18 protein-coding genes and 2 pseudogenes are annotated in these 19,764 nt (G+C 73.1%); 11 read left to right on the top strand and 9 right to left on the bottom strand.

Annotated elements, in window-relative coordinates; translation table 11 throughout:
- Positions 1 to 210: 210 nt before the first annotated feature.
- Genes OG899_RS01870 through OG899_RS01880 form a run of 3 tightly spaced genes read right to left on the bottom strand, consistent with a single transcriptional unit; the run spans position 211 to position 3,579 of the window.
- A complete protein-coding gene (locus OG899_RS01870) occupies positions 211 to 960 on the bottom strand; it encodes a succinate dehydrogenase/fumarate reductase iron-sulfur subunit (RefSeq protein WP_125497740.1) in 750 nt (249 codons plus the stop codon).
- Positions 957 to 2,906, bottom strand: a complete 1,950-nt coding sequence (locus OG899_RS01875) for a fumarate reductase/succinate dehydrogenase flavoprotein subunit (protein WP_125497741.1) — start codon at positions 2,904 to 2,906, stop codon at positions 957 to 959. Before OG899_RS01875 ends, OG899_RS01870 begins: the two co-directional genes overlap by 4 nt.
- A gap of 1 nt (position 2,907) precedes the next feature.
- Positions 2,908 to 3,579 carry a succinate dehydrogenase gene (locus OG899_RS01880; RefSeq protein WP_125497753.1) on the bottom strand — a complete coding sequence of 224 codons (672 nt, stop codon included), beginning with the start codon at positions 3,577 to 3,579 and terminating at the stop codon, positions 2,908 to 2,910.
- Between the two features lie 130 nt (positions 3,580 to 3,709).
- Between OG899_RS01880 and OG899_RS01885 the strand changes: the two genes are divergently transcribed.
- Positions 3,710 to 4,597: a LysR family transcriptional regulator gene (locus OG899_RS01885; protein WP_125497742.1), complete on the top strand. Its 888-nt coding sequence runs from the start codon at positions 3,710 to 3,712 to the stop codon at positions 4,595 to 4,597.
- A 24-nt stretch (positions 4,598 to 4,621) separates the two neighbouring features.
- Here OG899_RS01885 and OG899_RS01890 read toward each other — a convergent pair whose 3' ends face one another.
- Together OG899_RS01890 and OG899_RS01895 are read right to left on the bottom strand one after the other, a co-directional pair.
- Positions 4,622 to 6,760, bottom strand: coding sequence for a bifunctional diguanylate cyclase/phosphodiesterase (locus OG899_RS01890; RefSeq protein ID WP_125497743.1), 2,139 nt, complete (start codon positions 6,758 to 6,760; stop codon positions 4,622 to 4,624).
- An 89-nt stretch (positions 6,761 to 6,849) separates the two neighbouring features.
- Positions 6,850 to 7,653: pseudogene (locus OG899_RS01895) on the bottom strand (SAM-dependent methyltransferase); the annotation flags it as partial.
- A 925-nt stretch (positions 7,654 to 8,578) separates the two neighbouring features.
- Between OG899_RS01895 and OG899_RS01900 the strand changes: the two are divergent.
- The 3 genes from OG899_RS01900 (at position 8,579) to OG899_RS01910 (ending at position 10,078) form a co-directional block, all read left to right on the top strand.
- A complete protein-coding gene (locus OG899_RS01900; protein ID WP_268245737.1) occupies positions 8,579 to 8,707 on the top strand; it encodes a hypothetical protein in 129 nt (42 codons plus the stop codon).
- Positions 8,708 to 8,723: 16 nt separating this feature from the next.
- On the top strand, positions 8,724 to 9,488 hold the full coding sequence (locus OG899_RS01905; RefSeq protein WP_168130961.1) for a DUF4239 domain-containing protein: 765 nt from the start codon (positions 8,724 to 8,726) through the stop codon (positions 9,486 to 9,488).
- A 218-nt stretch (positions 9,489 to 9,706) separates the two neighbouring features.
- Complete coding sequence (locus OG899_RS01910; protein ID WP_125500329.1) at positions 9,707 to 10,078, top strand: hypothetical protein; 372 nt, start codon at positions 9,707 to 9,709, stop codon at positions 10,076 to 10,078.
- 247 nt (positions 10,079 to 10,325) lie between these two features.
- Here the strand turns inward: OG899_RS01910 and OG899_RS01915 are convergent, their stop codons facing one another.
- The gene (locus OG899_RS01915; protein WP_229813772.1) at positions 10,326 to 10,586 is read right to left on the bottom strand and encodes a hypothetical protein; all 261 of its coding nucleotides are present in this window, start codon (positions 10,584 to 10,586) and stop codon (positions 10,326 to 10,328) included.
- A gap of 270 nt (positions 10,587 to 10,856) precedes the next feature.
- Here OG899_RS01915 and OG899_RS01920 point away from each other — a divergent pair, with 270 nt between their 5' ends.
- The 3 genes from OG899_RS01920 (at position 10,857) to OG899_RS01930 (ending at position 13,704) form a co-directional block, all read left to right on the top strand.
- Positions 10,857 to 11,540 (top strand): class F sortase, encoded by a 684-nt coding sequence (locus OG899_RS01920; protein ID WP_125500328.1) that lies wholly within the window; start codon positions 10,857 to 10,859, stop codon positions 11,538 to 11,540.
- 116 nt (positions 11,541 to 11,656) lie between these two features.
- Positions 11,657 to 12,136: a universal stress protein gene (locus tag OG899_RS01925; RefSeq protein ID WP_125500327.1), complete on the top strand. Its 480-nt coding sequence runs from the start codon at positions 11,657 to 11,659 to the stop codon at positions 12,134 to 12,136.
- 140 nt (positions 12,137 to 12,276) lie between these two features.
- Positions 12,277 to 13,704, top strand: a complete 1,428-nt coding sequence (locus OG899_RS01930; protein ID WP_168130960.1) for an amino acid permease — start codon at positions 12,277 to 12,279, stop codon at positions 13,702 to 13,704.
- Positions 13,705 to 13,716: 12 nt separating this feature from the next.
- Here OG899_RS01930 and OG899_RS01935 read toward each other — a convergent pair whose 3' ends face one another.
- On the bottom strand, positions 13,717 to 13,959 hold the full coding sequence (locus tag OG899_RS01935; protein ID WP_125500325.1) for a hypothetical protein: 243 nt from the start codon (positions 13,957 to 13,959) through the stop codon (positions 13,717 to 13,719).
- Between the two features lie 252 nt (positions 13,960 to 14,211).
- Here OG899_RS01935 and OG899_RS01940 point away from each other — a divergent pair, with 252 nt between their 5' ends.
- From OG899_RS01940 to OG899_RS01955, 4 genes and pseudogenes are all read left to right on the top strand, one after another.
- Positions 14,212 to 14,760, top strand: a complete 549-nt coding sequence (locus OG899_RS01940) for a sigma-70 family RNA polymerase sigma factor (RefSeq protein ID WP_125500324.1) — start codon at positions 14,212 to 14,214, stop codon at positions 14,758 to 14,760.
- Positions 14,761 to 14,906: 146 nt separating this feature from the next.
- The gene (locus tag OG899_RS01945) at positions 14,907 to 15,422 is read left to right on the top strand and encodes a hypothetical protein (protein WP_125500323.1); all 516 of its coding nucleotides are present in this window, start codon (positions 14,907 to 14,909) and stop codon (positions 15,420 to 15,422) included.
- 159 nt (positions 15,423 to 15,581) lie between these two features.
- On the top strand, positions 15,582 to 16,229 hold the full coding sequence (locus OG899_RS01950) for a zf-HC2 domain-containing protein (RefSeq protein ID WP_168130959.1): 648 nt from the start codon (positions 15,582 to 15,584) through the stop codon (positions 16,227 to 16,229).
- A gap of 132 nt (positions 16,230 to 16,361) precedes the next feature.
- Positions 16,362 to 16,451: pseudogene (locus OG899_RS01955) on the top strand (diadenosine tetraphosphate hydrolase); the annotation flags it as partial.
- Between the two features lie 135 nt (positions 16,452 to 16,586).
- On the opposite strand, the gene OG899_RS01960 reads toward OG899_RS01955, so the two are convergent.
- The gene (locus OG899_RS01960; RefSeq protein ID WP_168130958.1) at positions 16,587 to 17,450 is read right to left on the bottom strand and encodes an Fpg/Nei family DNA glycosylase; all 864 of its coding nucleotides are present in this window, start codon (positions 17,448 to 17,450) and stop codon (positions 16,587 to 16,589) included.
- A 184-nt stretch (positions 17,451 to 17,634) separates the two neighbouring features.
- Positions 17,635 to 19,731 (bottom strand): SpoIIE family protein phosphatase, encoded by a 2,097-nt coding sequence (locus OG899_RS01965; RefSeq protein WP_189427679.1) that lies wholly within the window; start codon positions 19,729 to 19,731, stop codon positions 17,635 to 17,637.
- Between the last annotated feature and the right edge of the window lie 33 nt (positions 19,732 to 19,764).

The following is a 19,764-nucleotide window of genomic DNA, read 5'->3' on the forward strand; positions in this document are numbered from 1 at the left end:
CCACCTCCCTTGCCTGCGAGAGTCGTTGCAGTATTGCGGCGGCAACCGGGAGCACGAAGAACGCCGGGACGGTGTGCGGCGTGTCCGCATCCGCACGCACCGGGGTACGGCGGCGATCCTGCCGCGGACAAGCGAAGCGGGACCGGGTCATGAGCACCACATCCCGGTCCCGCCCGTCCGCCCCCTCGGCGAACGACTTGTCGGCCGCGCCTACCGCTTGGCGACCTTCCGGGTCGCGCGCAGCCACTCCTTGTTCATCTGGGTGATGGAGGTGAGCGGAATGCCCTTGGGGCAGGCGGTGGCGCACTCTCCGGTCAGGGTGCAGCCGCCGAAGCCCTCGGCGTCCATCTGGGCCACCATGTCCAGCACGCGGGTCTCGCGCTCGGGCGCGCCCTGCGGCAGGACGTTGAGGTGGTTGATCTTGGCGGAGGTGAACAGCATCGCCGCGCCGTTGGGGCAGGCGGCGACGCAGGCGCCGCAGCCGATGCACTCGGCGTGCTCGAAGGCGTAGTCGGCGTCCGCCTTGGGCACGGGCGTGGCGTGCGCCTCGGGCGCGGATCCGGTGGGGGCGGTGATGTAGCCGCCGGCCTGGATGATCCGGTCGAAGGCCGAGCGGTCCACCACCAGGTCCTTCACCACCGGGAACGCCGCGGCGCGCCACGGTTCGATGTCGATGGTGTCGCCGTCCTTGAAGGAGCGCATGTGCAACTGGCAGGTGGTGGTGCGCTCCGGGCCGTGCGGCTCGCCGTTGATGACGAGCGAGCACGCGCCGCAGATGCCCTCGCGGCAGTCGTGGTCGAAGGCGACGGGTTCCTCGCCGGAGAGGATGAGCTGTTCGTTGAGGACGTCCAGCATCTCCAGGAAGGACATGTCGGGCGAGATGCCGTCCACCTCGTAGGTGGACATGGCGCCGTCGGCGTCGGCGTTCTTCTGGCGCCAGACGCGCAGGGTGAGCTTCATGCGTAGCTCCGCTGGGTGGGGTGGACGTACTCGAAGACCAGGTCTTCCTTGTGCAGGACGGGGGCCCGGCCGGTGCCGGTGAACTCCCAGGCCGCCGCGTAGGAGAACTCGTCGTCCTTGCGGGCGGCCTCGCCGTCGGGGGTCTGGGACTCCTCGCGGAAGTGACCGCCGCAGGACTCGGTGCGGTGCAGGGCGTCCAGGCACATCAGCTCGGCCAGTTCCAGGTAGTCGACGATGCGGTTGGCCTTCTCCAGGGACTGGTTCAGCTCCTCGCCGCTGCCGGGCACCTTGATGCGCTGCCAGAACTCCTCGCGGATCTGCGGGATGCGCTCCAGGGCCTTGCGCAGGCCCTGTTCGTTGCGGGCCATGCCGCAGTACTCCCACATCAGTTCGCCGAGTTCGCGGTGGAAGGAGTCGGGTGTGCGGTCGCCGTCGGCCGCCAGCAGCCGGGCGAGCCGGTCCTCGGTCTCGGCGAGCACCTCCCGCACCACCGGGTGGTCGGGGCGGACCTCCTCGTTGTGCGGGTGGCGGGCGAGGTAGTCGTTGATGGTGGCCGGCAGGACGAAGTAGCCGTCGGCCAGGCCCTGCATCAGCGCGGAGGCGCCGAGCCGGTTGGCGCCGTGATCGGAGAAGTTGGCCTCGCCGATCGCGAACAGGCCGGGGATGGTGGTCTGCAGGTCGTAGTCGACCCACAGACCGCCCATCGTGTAGTGCACGGCCGGGTAGATCCGCATGGGAACCTCGTAGGGGTTCTCCGCGGTGATCCGCTCGTACATGTCGAAGAGGTTGCCGTACTTCTCCTCGACCTTCTTGCGGCCCATGCGCTTGATGGCGTCCGCGAAGTCCAGGTACACGCCCTGGCCGCCGGGTCCGACGCCGCGGCCCTCGTCGCACACGTTCTTCGCGGCGCGGGAGGCGATGTCGCGGGGCACCAGGTTGCCGAAGGACGGGTAGATGCGTTCGAGGTAGTAGTCGCGCTCGTCCTCGGGGATCTCGTTCGGCGGGCGGGTGTCGCCCTTGGCCTTGGGCACCCAGATCCGGCCGTCGTTGCGCAGCGACTCGCTCATCAGCGTCAGCTTGGACTGGTGGTCGCCGGTGCGCGGGATGCAGGTCGGGTGGATCTGTGTGAAGCAGGGGTTGGCGAAGTACGCGCCGCGCCGGTGCGCCCGCCAGATGGCGGTCGCGTTGGAGTTCATCGCGTTGGTCGACAGGTAGAAGACGTTGCCGTAGCCGCCGGAGGCGAGGACCACGGCGTCCGCGAAGTACGTGGAGATCTTCCCGGTGATCAGGTCACGGGCGACGATGCCGCGGGCCCGCCCGTCGACGACGATCAGGTCGAGCATCTCGGTGCGCGGGTGCATCTCGACGTTGCCGGCGGCGATCTGCCGGGACAGCGCCTGGTAGGCGCCGAGCAGGAGCTGCTGGCCCGTCTGGCCGCGGGCGTAGAAGGTACGGGAGACCTGGACGCCGCCGAAGGAACGGGTGTCGAGCAGGCCGCCGTACTCGCGGGCGAAGGGCACGCCCTGGGCCACGCACTGGTCGATGATCTCCACGGAGATCTGGGCGAGGCGGTGGACGTTGGACTCCCGGGAGCGGAAGTCGCCGCCCTTGACGGTGTCGTAGAACAGCCGGTGGATCGAGTCGCCGTCGTTGCGGTAGTTCTTGGCGGCGTTGATGCCGCCCTGCGCGGCGATGGAGTGGGCACGGCGCGGGGAGTCCTGGTAGCAGAACTGGATGACGTGGTAGCCCTGCTCGGCCAGGGTGGCTCCGGCGGAGCCGCCGGCCAGACCGGTGCCGACGATGATCACGGTCTTCTTGCGCCGGTTGGCGGGGTTGACCAGCTTGGCCTCGAAGCGGCGCTTGTCCCAGCGCTCGTGGATGGGCCCGGAGGGCGCCTTGGTGTCGGCGATCGGCTCGCCGGTCGTGTAGTCGGCGTAGGAGGTCATGTCAGCTCACCACTCCGGTCATCACGCCCACGGGGACGGCGATGAAACCGACCGTGAGCAGCAGTGCGAGGACGTTGGCGACGGTCTTCAGGGCGACGTCGCGCCTGCGGCTGCCGACGCCGAGGGTCTGGGCGGCGCTCCAGAAGCCGTGCCGGATGTGCAGGCCGAGCGCCAGCATGGCGACGATGTAGATGACGTTGCCGTACCAGGTGGAGAAGGTGTCCACGACGTTCTGGTACGGGTGGCCCTCCTGGAAACCGCCGGAGTGCACGGTGCCGGTGGTCAGGTCGAGAATGTGCCAGACGATGAACAGCCCGAGGATGACCCCGCCCCACCGCATGGTGCGGGTGGCGTAGCTGGCACGCGGCCGGGAGTGCACGTACTTGGCCGGGCGGGCCTTGATGTCGCGGCGGCTGAGCTGGTAGGCGGAGACGGCGTGGGCGACCACGGCGACGACCAGCACCACGCGGATGACCCACAGCGTCCACTCGTAGTGCATGAACGGCTCGCCGATGGTGCGCAGCCAGTGGGCGTAGTGGTTGAAGTCGCCGGCCCCGAAGAAGATCTTCAGGTTCCCGTACATGTGGACGATCAGGTACAGCAGCATGATCAGTCCACTGACCGCCATCACGGTCTTCTTGCCGACGGTCGAATGCCACACGGTCCGTGCCATGGACGGCCGTCGGTCCGTCCGCGTTGCCAGAGCCATGGCATGACGTTAGGACCGCCACCGCTCATCGGTCCAAGACATGGTGCAGCTCGATTCGATAGGCATCGCCTATGCGAGGAGGTACCGTGGCGGTGTGCAGTTCCAGCAGCTCCAGTACTTCGTGGCGGTGGCCGAGACCCGGCACTTCACCCGGGCCGCGGAACGGGTCCATGTCGCGCAGCCGTCGCTGTCGCAGCAGATCAAGGCGCTGGAGCGGGAGCTGGGCGCGGACCTGTTCCTGCGTGCCCGGGGCAACATCACGCTCACCGACGCCGGGGAGGCGCTGCTGCCGCTGGCCCGGCGGATCCTGGCCGACGCGGACACCGCCCGGCACGAGGTGCAGGAGCTGGTGCAGCTGCGCCGGGGCCGGGTGCGGCTGGGTGCCACCCCGAGCCTGTGCACCGGTCTGCTGCCGGACGTGCTGCGCGCCTTCCACGACCGCTATCCCGGCATCCGGCTGCTCGTCGAGGAGGGCGGCTCGCACGACCTGGTGCGGGAGCTGGCCCGCGGTGCCCTGGACCTGGCCCTGGTGGTGCTGCCGCTGCCCAGCCCCTCCCCCGCGCTGACCACGGTGGAGCTGCTGCGCGAGGACCTGGTGGTGGTCTCCTCGCCGGAGGCTCCCGTACCCGGCGGGCCGGGGCGGCGCTCGGTGCGCATCGCCGATCTGAAGGGCGAGCGGCTGGTGATGTTCCGGCACGGCTACGACCTGCGGGAGCTGACGGTGGCCGCGTGCCGCGCCGAGGGCTTCGAACCGGAGTTCGCGGTGGAGGGCGGCGAGATGGACGCCGTGCTGGGGTTCGTCCGGGCGGGGCTGGGCGTGGCGGTCGTGCCGCGCATGGTGGCCACCCGCTCCGGGGCCGGGCTGCGGGTCACCCCGTTGGCCCGCCCGGGTCTGCACCGGACGATCGCGCTCGCCCACCGCAGCGACGTGGACCCGCCACGCGCCGCCCGGGAGCTGCAGCGGATGCTGCTGGAGCGGTGAGCCGGGCGGGGCGCGGCCGGGCGGTCAGCGCCTGGTGTCCGCGAGGGCCAGTTCGTGCAGGCGGTCCGGCGGGCCGGGGCGGGCGTAGTACCAGCCCTGGGCGGTGTCGCAACCGAGCAGGCGCAGCTGTTCTGCCTGGGCGCCGGTCTCCACGCCCTCGACGGTGACCGCGAGATCCAGGCTGTGGGCGAGCGCGACGATCCCCTCGACGATCTTCAGATCCACCGGGTCGGCGGGAAAGCGCTGCATGCTCTGGGTGAAGGAGCGGTCCAGCTTGAGCGCGCTCACCGGCAGCCTGCGCAGATTGGCCAGGTTGGAGTAGCCGGTGCCGAAGTCGTCCAGGGCGATGTCCACACCCATCTCGGCCAGCCGGTGCAGGGGTTCGAGCACCTCGTCCTCCGCGCCGATCAGCGCCGACTCGGTGACCTCCAGGCACAGCGCGTCCGGCGCCACGCCCGCGTGCTCCAGGATCTCGACGGTGTCCTGCACCAGGCCGGGGTGGCGCAGCTGGCAGGGCGAGAGGTTGACGTTGATGCGCAGCGGCGTCGCCGTGTCCCCGCCGTGCCTCTCCCGCCACTCGCGGGCCTGCCGCACCGACTGCTCCAGCACCCAGCGTCCCAGCGGCACGATCAGCCCGGTGTGCTCGGCGAGCGGGATGAACCGGTCGGGTCCGAGCACCCCGTGCTGCGGGTGCAGCCAGCGCACCAGCGCCTCCGCGCCGCGCACGCTGCCGTCGCCGAGGTGGACCAGCGGCTGGTACTCGATGAAGAACTCGCCTCGGTCCAGGGCGGCCGGCAGCGCCGTGGTCAGGCCGTGCCGGGTGATGACGCGGGCGTCGGCCTCCGGGTCGGCCCGCTCGAACCGGTTGCCGCCGGCCGACTTGGCCCGGTACATGGTGATGTCCGCGCTGCGCAGCACCTCCGCCGCGCTGCGCTCGCCGACCTTGCCCTCGACCACGCCGATGCTGCCCCGCACGGTCAGCTCCCGCCCGTCGATGCGGACGGGTGTGCCGAGCGCGTTCATGATGCGCAGGGCGAGGTCCTCGACCTGGCGCCGGCTGTCGGCGGCGGTGGTCAGCGCCACGAACTCGTCGCCGCCGAGCCGGGCGACCATCTCGCCGGGCGCGGTCACACAGGACTGCAGCCGGTCGGCGACCTCCACCAGCAGCCGGTCGCCGGCCGCGTGGCCGAGGCTGTCGTTGATGGTCTTGAAGCCGTCCAGGTCCAGATAGCACAGGCCGAAGCGATGGCCCTCGCCGGCGTTCAGCGCCTTGTCCAGGCGTTCGAAGAACAGGGTGCGGTTGGGCAGCCCGGTCAGCGCGTCGTGGGTGGCCTCGTAGCGCAGCCGCAGGTTCAGCAGCCGCCGCTCGGTGGTGTCCTCCATCAGCGCCAGCTGGTACTGGGGGGTGCCGTCGGCGTCGCGCAGCAGCGAGACGGTGAGGTTGGTCCACAGCACGGTGCCGTCGGGCCGGGAGAAGGCCTTCTCCACGCGGTAGTGGTCGCGTTCGCCGCGCACCAGCTCCTCGTACAGCCGCCAGATGTGCGGGGCGTCCTCGGGGTGCACCCACTCCCTGACGTTGCGTCCGCGCAGGTTCTGCTCGCTGCCGAACATGCGCAGCAGCGCCCCGTTGTACTGCAGGACGTTGCCGTCCAGGTCGGCGATGCCGATGCCTATGGCCGCGCCCTCGAACACCGCACGGAACCGGGCCTCGCTGGCGTGCAGGGCCTGGGCGACCACGCCCTGGGCGCGCAGCGCGGCCTGCGCGATGGCCTCCTGCTCGGCGAGGGTGCGCCGGCGCAGCGCCCGCGCGAACCCGGCGGCCATGGCGTGCTGCAGCCGCGCGCAGCGGGCGCGCAGGGTCTCCTGGTCACCGCCCTCGCCGCAGTAGAGCACCAGGTAGGCGTCGAGGCAGTCCAGGGAACGGCTGAGCACCTCGGGCGCGGTGCAGTGGGCCTCGACCAGTGCGGCACCGACCGCCTCGCCCTCGGTCGCGTCGAACCTCCCGGCCCGCAGGGCCTCGCTCAGCCGGCGTGCCAGCGGCAGGAGTTGCTCCTCGAACTCGGCGCGGGTCAGCGACGTGGAGGTCACCGGGAACACCGCACGGCTCCAGATCGTCGCCAGCCGGCGCAGCCTGTCCTCCGCCCCCTGAGGCTGTGCCGTCACGCTGTGCGCCCGTTCCGCCGGGTGCGGGGCATCGGTGTCCCGGCCGCCCCCGCCGCGTGCCGCCGGCCGGCCGTCGCGCGGGCGCCGAGGCGCCCCACGCCGGCGAACCCCGCGAAGGCGTACGGATCCTCGTCCTCCGGCGCGGTCTCCGGGCGCCACAGCGCCATCGGCACCAGTCCGGGTTCCACCATGTCGTACCCCTCGAAGAACCGCGCGATCTCCTCGCGCGTACGCATGATCAGCGGGTTGCGGATGTCGTGGTAGACGTCGACCGCGCCCAGGCTGCGCTCCTGCGGCAGCGGGATCCCCTCGTAGGAGGCGTGCGTGAGGATCAGCAGGCTGCCGGGCGCGAGCGCGTCGCGCAGCTCGGCCACCGCACCCTGGGGGTCGTCCGAGTCGTCCACGAAGTGCAGTATGGCAACCAGAAGCAGCGCCACTGGGCGATTCAGGTCGAGCAGCCGTTGCACCTGGGGGCTCGCGAGGATTTCACGGGGCTCGCGCAGATCGGCTGCGACGACGTCCGCGTCCTCGTTGCCGGCCAGGACGGCCTGGCTGTGGGTGACCGCCACCGGATCGTGGTCGACGTAGACGACGCGGCTGCCGGGGCGGGCCCCCTGCGCGACCTCGTGGACGTTGCCGAAGGTGGGGATGCCGGAGCCGATGTCCAGGAACTGGGTGATGCCCTCGGCCAGGGCGAAGCGCACGGCACGCCGCATGAACGCCCTGTTCGCCTGCATGATCTTCGGCAGTCCCGGCAGGAACTCCATGGCCCTGCGGGCGGCTTGCCGGTCGACCTCGAAGTTGTGCGAACCGCCCAGATAGTAGTCGTAGATCCGAGCGACGCTCGGCACCGAGATGTCGATGCTGCGCGGCGCCCAGGCGGGACGCTCCATCTGCTCTCCACAACGTAGGCGATTCGGTGTTCGAGCCGAGGCTACTGACCGAGTGCTCAACGGGCGAGACCAAACCGGAAATTGACCATCCGTTATCGGTTGCCACCTGCGAGCACGCGCCGTGGACGCCGTCCGCATCGCGGCGGATTGCGCCGATGTGCGGCCCGCGGGCGCGCCCGTGAAGGCCGCGGGCCGCACCCGGATCCGACCCTCCCGCCACGGCGTCCTCGAGGCGCCCGTCTCCGCTCCCGCGCGCGCCGCCCGCGGCCACCGGCCTGCACCACCCGGCCGGGACGCGGGCACGCGCGCACGGGTCACCGTCCGGCCTCCCGGCCGCCGGGCAAACCTGCGCGGCCGGTGTTTCGCTCCTTCGGGCCAATCGCCGTCCGGCGCGGCGTGCGGAAACGGGGCCCTGCCGAGGATCTCGCTCGTGCAACGACCGAAACTCACCCGGCGACGCCTTCTGCTGCGGGTGGCCGCCCCCACGGCCCTGGCGTGGGCCTGCGCAGGTGCCGGGGCGGCACCGGCCGCGGCGGACGCCTGCGCCTGGGCCCGGACGGGGCCGGACGGCGCGGCGGCGGTGTCGGTGGCCGGCAGCGGCCGGTGGCCGTCCCTCCCGCCGTGCGGGGAGGCGACGCCGACGTCTCGACCGCCGAGTCCGACCCCCACTCCGGCACCGACGCCGCCTCCCGTCCCGACCCCCACGCCCACGCCGGAGCCTCCCGCGCCGCCTCCGCCTCCGCCGTCTCCGTCGCCCCGGCCCACCGCGCGGCCCGAGCCGCCGGAGCCGAGGCCCACGCCCACGCCCGTGCGGCCGAGGCCGGCCCCGCCGGCCCGGGTGACCGCCGCTGCCCCACCCGCTCCGGAGCCGCCCGCCGAACCGGCGCCGTCCCCCACGCCGCGCCCTGGTCCCTCGGTGCGGCCGGTGGCCTACCCGCGTCACCATGCGGCGCCGCACCGCCGCGCACCGCACCGGGCGCTGTCCCCGGTCACCTACGTCCTGCTGGTCGCGGTGCCCGCGCTGGCCGCCGTGGCCGCGCTGCGCCCGCGCTGATCCTTCGGAGGAATTCGTGCCCGAATGGCTGGTTCTCGTCCTTGCGATGGTCGCCGCCTGTGCCGTGGTGGTGGTCATCACCCTGGTACGGCACCGCACGGCCTCCGCGAACGACGACCCCAGTGAAACCCCCGATGTCATCGAGTACATGACGATGTGGATCGGGGTGGTGTACGCCATCGTGCTCGGCCTGGCCATCGCGGGCGTCTGGGAGGCCCGCGTCGCCGCCCAGGACCATGTCCAGGCGGAGGCGCAGGCCCTGCACGAGATCTCCGAACGCGTCCGGGTCTACCCGCCCGCCGTCCGCGACCGTGTCCGGGCCGATGTCGACGCCTATGCCGGACACGTCGTCGGCACCGAGTGGAGAACGATGACGGAGCACGGCCGGGTCACCGAGGAGGGCGACCGGCTCCTGCGGCGTGTCCGCGCCGACGTCACCGACTACCAGCCGGCGTCCGACTTCGAGGCCCAGGCCTACCAGCCGCTGCTCGATCAGGTGACCGCGGCGGACCAGGCCCGCGCGGCGCGTGCGGACTCCACCGGGCCGACCATGCCGGGCGTGGTGTGGTTCGGCCTGATCACCGGAGCCGTCGTCACCATCGGGATGGTGTTCGCCCTGCAGATCAGGCGCACGACACGGGAACTGGTGCTGGCCGGCCTGTTCTCGGCGCTGATCGCGTTCCTGCTCTTCCTCATCTGGGACTTCGACGTGCCCTACGCCAGGGGGATGTCGGAGCCGACGGGTCCCTTCCTGGACCTCTTCCCGCACCTGAAGAGCTGACGTCCCGCCGGATCCGGTGCAGGAAGCCGACACCTGCTCAGGTCCGTCCCCCGCCCGCACGCACGCGTCCCCTGTGCGGCCCACACCGTTGCCCCGTTCGCCCGGCAGCGATCGCGTGATCCGGCGCGCCTTCCTAGCGTTTCGATCATCGAGGTGCATGTCCGGCGCACGCGGAAGAAGTCCGCAGCTGCGCCTCGGGGACCCGGAGGATATTCGTCATGCGCGTCATACACGTCGTTTCCGCCGCACTGCTGAGCATCGGCGCCCTCACCCTCTCCGCACCCACCGCCGTCGCGAGCGGGGGCGCGGTCCAGGCCTACGGCGGCGGAGATCATTACGGCGGCGGATACGACGGCGGGGGCGGCCGCTCCCACGGCGGCGGAGGCTACGGAGACGACGAAGGGGGCCGGGGCGGTCACGGCTCGGGCCGGCCGGAGCACTACCGGCACGGCGTCCACGCGGGCGGGGGCGGCACCGTGGGCGGCTTCGATCTGAAGGAGGTCGGCCTGGGCAGCGCGCTCATCGCGGGCTCGCTCGGTGCCGCCTACCGCCTCGCACGCCGCCGCCCCGGCGAGGAGGGCGTCGCCTGAGCGGCCCGGCCGGCGGACAGGCACACGCGTCGCCCCGGGCTTTCCCGGTCCGGGGCGACGCGTGTGTCCGGGGCGACGTGTGGGTCCGGTGACCGTGAGTCCGACAGCGCCACGTGTGTCCGCCCGCCGGTGCCCGGGGCTTCCCCGGCGGCGCATGTGTCTCCGCCTCCGGCGGTCTCCCCTCCGGCGGCACGCATCCTCCCGACCGCGCGCGTCCGTGCCCCGGCACGTGTGACCTCCCCGGCCGTCAGGTGCGCCGGCCGGAACGGCCCCGCCACCAGAGCAGGCCGCCCGAGACGACGCCCGCCGCGAGCAACCCGCCGCCGATGGCCAGGTCCGCGTCGGTGGCGCCACCGGTTCTCGCGCCGTCGGCCGCGAGGGCCGGCGCGAGCACGGGCCGGTGGACGGGCGAGGAGCCGGTGACCTGTGCGGCGGCCGCCGGGGCGGCCGGGCCGAGCACGGCGACGACGGCGATCAGGACCGCCGCGGGAGTGGGTGCAGTACGCATGCGTGTGCCTCCGTGGAAGGTGCCCCGGGGCCCCGTCCCCGGTCGGTCGGCGAGAAAGCACCTCCCGGACACACCCTCGGACGTCCCGCCCGCCGGCGCATGCCGGACCTCGCCGTTCGGGGCTCGTCCTGCCCGGTGAGCCCGTCGCCCACCGGGCAGGACACCGCCACCCGTTCGTCCGCCGCCCCGTCGCCGGTGCGGTCCGCGGACCCTAGCGTGAACCGTGTGCACGTCGGCGGGGCGGGGTCCCGCCGCGAGAGGGGATGGCGGATGGCTGCGAGCGAGCGGACCGGCCGTGCCGGGCAGGAGGCAGGGGGGCGAAGCGGCAGGCGCACCCCGTGGGGCGTGATCGCGCTGGTCCTGCTGGCCGGGCTCGCCCTCGTCCGAGGCGGCTCGGGGCAGTACGACACCGGCCCGCCGCAGCCCGCGCGGGCGGCCGCGCCGGGAGCCGCGCACGGCAGCACACCGAGCGCACCGGCCGCACGGCAGGGGCCGCTGCCGCGTTCGGTGCCCGTGCGGGTGACGATCCCCGCGATCCTGGTGGACGCGCCCGTGATCCCCGTCGGGGTGGACGAGGACGGCGCGGTGGCGGCACCGCCGCCGCAGGACGCGAACCTCGCCGGCTGGTTCGAGCGCGCGGTCACCCCCGGGGAACAGGGCACCGCGGTGGTCGTCGGCCACGTGGACAACTCCCGCGGGCCGGCGGTGTTCTACGCACTCGGCGCGCTCGAGCCGGGCAACCACGTCGAGATCCGCCGCGAGGACGGCCGCACGGCCGTCTTCGAGGTGTACGACGTGCAGGTGGTCGCCAAGAAGAACTTCCCCGGCGAACGGGTCTACGGTGCCACGGGCAGCCCCGAGCTGCGGGTCATCACCTGCGGCGGCCGGTACACCGAGCAGTCCGGGTACGAGAGCAACGTGGTGGTCTTCGCCCGTCTGACCGATGTGCGGTGATCCGACCGGCAGCCGGCGGGCGTCCGGCGCCCGGACCGCCGGTCCGGGCCGGTCAGGGCCGGTCAGGGCCGGTCCGGGGGGTGGCGCCGCGCCGGTGTTTCGATAGCCTCGCGAGTGTGACGGAACAGCACCAGGAGCACGAGCGGCAGGAGCACCGGTTCGAGCGGGGAACCGACGGGCCGAAGGTCATCGTGGCCGGTGTGGACGGCTCGGACTCCTCCATGCGGGCCGCCGCCTACGCGGCCGGCCTGGCACGGCGGCAGGGTGCTCTGCTGGCGCTGGTGTACGTCCAGCCGGTCATGGCGGCGGGCGCGGCGCTCGGTGCCCCGGTGGCCGGGACGACCGACGAGATCGCCGAGGAGCTGGTGCGGTACGTCCGGCAGGCCGCCGAGCGGGTGAAGGGCATCTTCGACGTCCGCTGGGAGTTCCACACCTTCCAGGGCGACCCGTACAACGGGTTGGTGCAGGCCGCCTGCGAGCTGACGGCGGACGCGGTGGTGGTGGGTGCCTCGGAGCGGGCCGGCCACCGGATCATCGGCTCGGTGGCGGTCCGCCTGGTGAAGTCGGGGCGCTGGCCGGTGACGGTGGTGCCGTAGCCGCTGCCGCCGGGGCCGGGCGGCCGTGGGTTCGTGGCGGCCGGTGCGGAGCCGGGCGTGCGTGGTGTCTTCCGTCCCCGGTGACGGTGGGTCATGATGATCCGCCGTCAGCCGTTGCCGTCGGCGAAGAGGTGAGGCGCATGGCCGGGCTCCGCATGGGTGAGGGCATTCTCCGCCGGAAGCCCATCGAGCACATCGAGGAGACGGAAGCCGCCGAGGGGCCACGGCTGGAGCGGTCGCTCGGGTTGTGGCAACTCACGGCGATCGGTGTGGGCGGCATCATCGGCGCGGGCATCTTCACGCTCGCCGGCACGGTGGCCAACGGCACCGCGGGCCCGGCCGTGCTCGTGTCGTTCCTGATCGCGGGGGTGGCCAGTGCCGCCGCCGCGCTGTCGTACGCGGAGTTCGCGGGGCTGATCCCGAAGGCGGGTTCGGCCTACACCTACGGCTATGCGGTGCTCGGCGAGTTCGCGGGCTGGTTCATCGGCTGGGACCTGCTGCTGGAGTACACGGCGATCGTCGCGGTGGTGGCGATCGGCATCTCCGGGTACTTCGGCTTCCTGATCGAGGACATGGGCGCGCACCTGCCCGCTTGGATGCTGGGCGCGCCGGGGACCGGGTCCGGGCACACGGTGGATCTGTTCGCGGCGCTGCTCTGTCTGCTGATCGCCTGGCTGCTGAATTTGGGCATCCGCAACGCGGCCCGGTTCGAGACGGCGGTGGTGGCCCTGAAGGTCCTGCTGGTGCTGGTGGTGATCGGGGTGGGTGTGTTCCACATCGACACCGCCCACTACCACCCGTTCTTCCCCTACGGGGTGGGCGGGGCGTTCACCGGCGCGGCCACCGTGTTCTTCGCCGTCTTCGGCTACGACGCGATGTCGACGGCGGCCGAGGAGTCCAAGGACGCACAGCGGCACATGCCGAAGGCGATCGTGTACTCGCTGGCGATCGCGATGGTGCTCTACGCGGCGGCCTGCCTGGTGCTGACCGGGATGCAGAAGTACCAGGACATCGACAAGGAGAGCGGGTTCTCGACCGCGTTCAAGTCGGTGGGGCTGGACCGGCTGGCGGACGTGATCGCGGTGGGTGCGATCATCGGCATCCTCACCGTGATGTTCACCTTCATGCTGGGCGTGACCCGGGTGTGGTTCGCCATGTCGCGGGACGGGCTGCTGCCGAGGTGGTTCGCCAAGACGCATCCCACGCGGCACGTGCCGACGCGGGTCACCTCGATCGTCGGGGTGGCCTCGGCGCTCATCGCGGGGTTCCTGCCGATCGGGGAGGCGGCCGAGCTGACCAACATCGGCATTCTGCTGGCTTTCGTGGTGGTGTGCACGGCGGTGATCGTGCTGCGCTACCGGCAGCCGGACCTGCCGCGGAGTTTCCGCACGCCGTTGATGCCGTTCGTGCCCGCGCTGGGCGTGGTCTTCTCCCTGTGGCTGATCACGTTCCTGCGGTGGCAGACATGGGTGCGGTTCGCCGTGTGGTTCCTCATCGGGTGCGTGATCTACTTCGGCTACTCGTACAAGCGGTCGGTGCTGGCCCGGCAGGAGCGGAAGGGCGACTGACCCGGCGGGGCGTCAGGCTGCGCCGGAGAGACCGGTGTCCACCCGCCGCGGTGCCGGGTCCGCTGCCGCCCGCTGCGGTGCCGGAGGCTCCGCCTCCCGGTGCACACCTGCCGGTGCCGCTCCCGGCCGGACCGTGGCCGGCGACGACGGTGCGGGGGCGGTGTGCTGCTGTTCACGGTGCGCGGCCTGGCAGGCGGCGGCCGCGGCGAGCAGGCCGGTGAGGACCAGGGACACCAGGTGTCTGCGTGCGAACATCGGTTCACCCCACTGCGATCGAGCGCCCGAGCGGTCATATCGACAGACAAGATCCGTCAGATGCATGGGTACGAAGTCGGCCGCCGTCGCAAACGGACCCGGCGCCGCCGTTGACCCGGCCGGGTGAGGCACCGGGTCCGCAGCGGGTCCGGAACCGTTCGTCGCACCGTTCACCGTTCACCATCGACCGTCCGTCGCACAGCGGCGTGCGCACCCTGTCCCTGCGGCGGCCCGCTGCGCTGCCATACAGCCATGACGGCCGGAACCGTACTGCCCAGCTCGACCACCACCGCGGAAGACGAACTCGCCGCCCTGCAGCGCGAGCACGGCCGCCCGCTGTTCGCCCTGCTGCTCCGCCTGTGCGACGGCGACCGGCAGCGCGCCGAGGATCTGCTCCAGGAGACCCTCGTGCGGGCCTGGCAGCATCCCGAGGCTCTGCGCGCCGACTCCTTCTCCTCCGTCAGACCCTGGCTGCTGACGGTGGCGCGCCGGCTCGCCATCGACGCGCGCCGGGCCCGGCAGGCCCGCCCGCCGGAGGTCGGCGACGCGGCCCTGGAGAGCGCCCGGGTGATCGCCGACCACGCCGAGCGGTCCGCCGCGACGCTCGATGTGCGCCGCGCTGTGCAGACCCTCACACCGCAGCACCGTGACGTCCTGGTGCTGGTGTACTTCCACGGTGCCAGTGTGGCGGAAGCCGCCGAAACCCTGGGCATTCCGCCCGGTACCGTGAAGTCCCGCGCGTACTACGCGCTGCGCGCGCTGCGCCGCGTGCTCCCGGGCTACGCGCCCGACGTGCGATGAAACCAGCCGCACGGCAAAGTCCTGGCAAAGCGCCTTGCCGCGAAGGGCCGTCGAGTAATCGGCTGTTCTCGTCCGTGTGCCGGGGGGACCCGTCCCGGGAGCCGGGACCGGGTGCGCGCGCACGCACCGGAGGAAGGCAGAAAGGGATGCTGCACAGAGGTCACGAGAGCACCGGCGACGGGGACGGTGGCGAACCGGCCGTTCCCATGGCCTGGTTCTGCGCCGAGTACATCGCCGACGAGCTGCTGCGCACCGGCGATCTGATGCCGCCGTCGTCCGTGGAGTACCGCGCGGGCCGGGACGCGCTGGCACTGACCGTCTTCCTGTCCGGCACCGGCGAGGAGCTGTCGGGTCTTCAGATGGTCTCCCGGTTGCCGACCTGGCTCTCCCTGACCGCGTACGACCAGGGGTGGCAGGACTGGGTGCGCGAGCGGCTGGACAGCCTCACGGCCGACGCGGAGGCGAGCGGCGTCCGCTCGCCGGATCTGGCGCTCGCCCGGGCCGCCTGGCGGTGGCTGGAGGAGACCGAGCTGCTGGCGGCCGACCTGGACGCGGTGCCGGGCCACGCCGGCACGGCGGACGAGGACGACGGCCCGAAGGTCTGGACGCCGGCCTGGCAGCTGGGGCTTCCGCTGGGGCATCTCGCCATCCACCTGTTCTAGCCGTCCCTCTGTTCCACAGGCTCCTCTTCGCGGTCACCTCCTTGCGGTCACCGTCTCCTCGTGGGCGCCGTCTGTCCTGGGCGCCGCCCTGAGTGATCCGATCCCGCACTGCGTACCGGTGGGTGCAGAAGGCACCCCCACCCCTGACGAGGACGCGGCATGAGGTCCCTGGAACGGCATCACGACGCCGGCGCGTACGCACTCGGCCTGCTGGACGCGGCGGACACCTTCCGCTTCGAGGACCACCTCGGGCGTTGTCCCCGCTGCGCGGCCGCCGTGACCGGGTTCCGGCCCACCACCCGGCAGCTGCTGCTCTACCGCCGGGCCACACCGCACGGGGTCGACCCGGTGACCCGGCCCGGTCCCCCGCTGCTGGAGCGCCTGGCGGCGGAGGTGACGCGGCACCGGAAGGCCGGGCGGCGCCGGGCGCTGTACGGCCTGGGCGCAGCCGTGGTGCTCGCCGTGGGCGCACCCGCGGGCGCCGTCGCCGGGCACCACAGCCGGGCCGTGGTCGTCACGGCGCACGGTGCCGGAGGGGGCCTGCGGGCCGAGGTCCGGGCCGCCCCCGCACGCTGGGGCAGCGAGGTGCGCCTGCGGCTGCGCGACACGGCGGGACCGTACACGTGCCGACTGGTCGCGGTGGGCCGCGACGGCTCCCGGCAGACGGTGGCCGGCTGGCGGGTGCCCGCGCACGGCACCCGGCCCCTCGGCGTCACGGGTGCCACGGCCCTGCACCCCGCCCAGATCGCCCGCTTCGAGGTGCGCACCGCCGCCGGCCGACGCCTGCTCGCACTCGTCCCGCGCTGAGCGCCGCCCGCGATCGCCGCGGACGGACGGCTGCCGGGCCCTGCCGGGGGCCGGCCTCGCGGCGGCCGGGAGCCGGTCGTGACCGCGCCCGGACGCGCTCCGGAGCCATGACCTGACCGGCGGACGGACCGGATCGGGGCTGCGCTGCGGGGCGGGAACCCGACCGTGCTGCGGCGGCTCGCGTCGGCCTTCGCGGTGATCGGCGACGTGCGGTTCCTGCCGGTCGCGTCCCGCAGCGCGTCGTGCCGCGGACCGCGCCGGTACGACGAGGCGCCCCGCCTGGACGGCTCCTGGGCGGGACGGAGTGACGGTCCGGGCGGACGGTCCCGCGTCACGGCCGCCGCCCGGGCCCCACCGTCACTTCAGCAGGCGTGACAGTCTGCGGTCCGCCAGCGGTCTGCCGCCCGTCTGGCAGGTCGGGCAGTACTGCAGCGAGGAGTCGCTGAACGACACCTCACGGATGGTGTCGCCGCACACCGGGCAGGGCTCGCCGGTGCGGCCGTGCACCCTCAGACCGCTCTTCTTCTCCGCCTTCAGCCGGCCCGCCGCCACCCCGCGGGCCCGTTCGACCGCCTCGGTGAGCGTGCCGCGCAGCGCCGTGTACAGCCGTTCGACCTCGTCGCGCGTCAGGGAGGCCGTCGGCTTGAACGGGGACATGCGCGCCGCGTGCAGGATCTCGTCGCTGTAGGCGTTGCCCACGCCCGCGATCAGGCTCTGGTCGCGCAGCGCCCCCTTGAGCTGCCGGCGCTGCCCGGACAGCAGGCCGGCCAGGCGCTCGGCGTCGAAGTCGGCGGCCAGCGGGTCGGGGCCGAGGCGGGCCACGCCCGGGACCTCCTGCGGGTCGTGCACGACGTACACCGCCAGACGCCTCTGGGTGCCGGCCTCGGTCAGGTCGAACCCCGCGCCGGTCGCCAGGGCGACGCGCAGCGCCAGCGGGCCCCGGCCCGGGCGGGGCACGCCGTCGGGCAGCCGGTCCCGCCACTGCAGCCAGCCCGCCCGGGCGAGGTGGACCACCAGACGGGGGCCGCCGTCGGTGGCCAGGTCCAGGAACTTGCCGTACCGGTGCACCGCGCTCACGCCGCGGCCCTCGAGCGCGGTGACGGGCGGGTCGTAGGTCTTCAGGACGCTGACCGCGACGGGCAGCACCCGCACGATCTCCTGTCCGGTCAGGTTCTCGCTCAGGAAGTCCTTGAGCGCTTCCACCTCGGGCAGCTCCGGCATGCCTCCAGGGTGCCACCGGGCACCGGCAGTGCCGGGCGGCGCGCGGGCGGCGCTCCCTCGCGCTCCGAGCGGTCCCTCGCACCCCGAGCGGTCCCTCGCACTCCGAGCGGTCCCTCGCGCTCCGGGGACCGCGCGGCGGGCCGGGCACCTGCGGTCCGACGCGGCTGCTCGGGCTCCGGGCGCCTCACCCGGGCTCGGGCACCACGAACTCGCTCCACAGGCACTTGCCGCTGCCCCGCGCCTGCACGCCCCAGCCGTCGGCGAGGTGGTCCACCAGCAGCAGGCCGCGCCCGGACACGCCCTGCTCCCCCGCCGGTCGGTCCGCACGGCGGCGCGGCAGGGCGCTGGAGGGGTCCTCGACCTCCACCCGCAGCCGCCGGCCGGGCCCGCTGAGCATCCGCAGGGTGACCACGGCGGGTCCCTCGGTGTGCTGGAGAGCGTTGGTGATCAGTTCATCGGCGACGAGTTCGATGTCGTCGGCGCGCATGCCGGCGCCCAGGGAACGGGCCCCGGCGCGGATCGCGTGACGGGCCAGGACCAGCGCCTCGGGGTCGTTCGGGGGCACGTGCTGCCGGACCAGTGCCACGGGCTGCCGCTCGGCCAGGGCGCGGCGGCGCAGGATCAGCAGGGCCACGTCGTCGTCCCCGCCGCGCAGCTCGGACATGCCGATCAGCTCGTCCGCGAGCGCCTCGACGTCGTCGGGGCCGGACGCCACGGACGCGCACACCGAGGACACGCCGTCGTCGAGATCGGCGCCGGGCCGCTCGACCAGGCCGTCGGTGCACAGGATCAGCGTCTGCCCGGGGTCCAGCTCCATGGTGCACACCGGATAGTTCAGGCCGCCGAACTCCGCGGACAGCCCGAGCGGCAGGCCGCCGTCGACGGCGACACGGCGGCAGCCGGCGTCGTCGCGCACCAGCGGGTCGATGTGCCCGGCGCGGACCATCTGCACGACGCCGGTGGACAGGTCGGCCTCGGCGTACAGGCAGGTCGCGAAGCGGTCGGTGTCGAGTTCGTGCAGGAAGACGGAGGCGCGGGCCATCACGGTGGCCGGGGTGTGGCCCTCTGCGGCGTAGGCGCGCAGCACGATGCGCAGCTGGCCCATGACGGTGGCGGCGTGCGTGTCGTGGCCCTGGACGTCGCCGATGACGGCGCCGACCCGGGTGCCGGATCCGCCGCCGGGCAACGGCACCAGGTCGTACCAGTCGCCGCCGACGTCCCGGCCGGATGTGCCGCCGTCGTATCCGGAGCGGTAGCGCACGGCGACGTCGGCGCCGGGCAGGCCGGGGATGGTGCGCGGCAGCATGGCCCGCTGCAGGCTCCGCGCGAGGTCCTTGTCCTGCTCGTAGAGCACGGCCCGCTGCAGGCTCTGCGCGATGCTGCTGCCCAGGGCGACGAGGATGTCGCGTTCCTCGGGGGGGAAGCCGCGTCGGTCGCTGTAGAGCAGGCCCATGGCACCGATCGGGCGGGCCTGGGCGATCAGCGGCAGATAGGCGGCCGAGGTGATGTCCAGGTCCGCGAGGTGCGGCCACAGCACGGGGTAGCGTGCGGCGAACTCCTCCGGTGACTCGATGAAGCACGGGCTGAGGGTGCGCACCGCCTCGCTCATCGGGTACGGCTCGTCGATGCGGGTGAGGCGGGTGCCGGGCACCGAGGCGCCCTCGGGGCCCTCGGCGACCAGCCGGATGCGGCCGGCCTCCACCAGTCCGAGGATCAGGCTGGTGGAGCCGAAGCGGGTCAGGCCGTGGGTGTCGCGGACGATGTCGATGACGTCCTGCACGGTGCGCGCGTGGGCGAGGGCGGCGGTGGTCGACTGCACGACGTTGGTCTGTTCGCGGCGCACGGCCCGCTCGCGCAGACTCGCGCTGTCGTCGAGTTCGTCGGTGGCGTCGCGGACGATGCCGAGGATCCTGCGGGGGCGGCCGTCGGCGTCACGGGCGATGTGTCCCTGGGCACGGATCCAGGTCAGGGAGCCGTCACGGCGGCGTATGCGCAGGTAGGTGCCGTAGTGCTCGCTGGTGCCCTTCACGGCCTGGGCGACCAGGGCGTCCAGGCGGGTGCTCTCGCTGCCGGGGACGCGGGCGGCCAGGCTCTCGGGGCGGCCGTCGTACTCCTGCGGGGTGAGGTCGAAGATCCGGTGGGCCTGGGCGTCCATGGTGAGCAGACCGGTGTCCAGGTCCCAGTCGAAGCTGCCCATGCCGTTGAGCGCGAGGATCGGATCGGGGTGGGCGGGCCGGCCCTCCGGGAGTGCCCGAGCGCGTGCCGCCCCCTGTTCGGCCATGGGGCCACCTTGCCAGGGTTTGCCCGATTCTTC

This window comes from Streptomyces thermoviolaceus (assembly GCF_045209695.1).
Lineage (GTDB): Bacteria > Actinomycetota > Actinomycetes > Streptomycetales > Streptomycetaceae > Streptomyces > Streptomyces thermoviolaceus.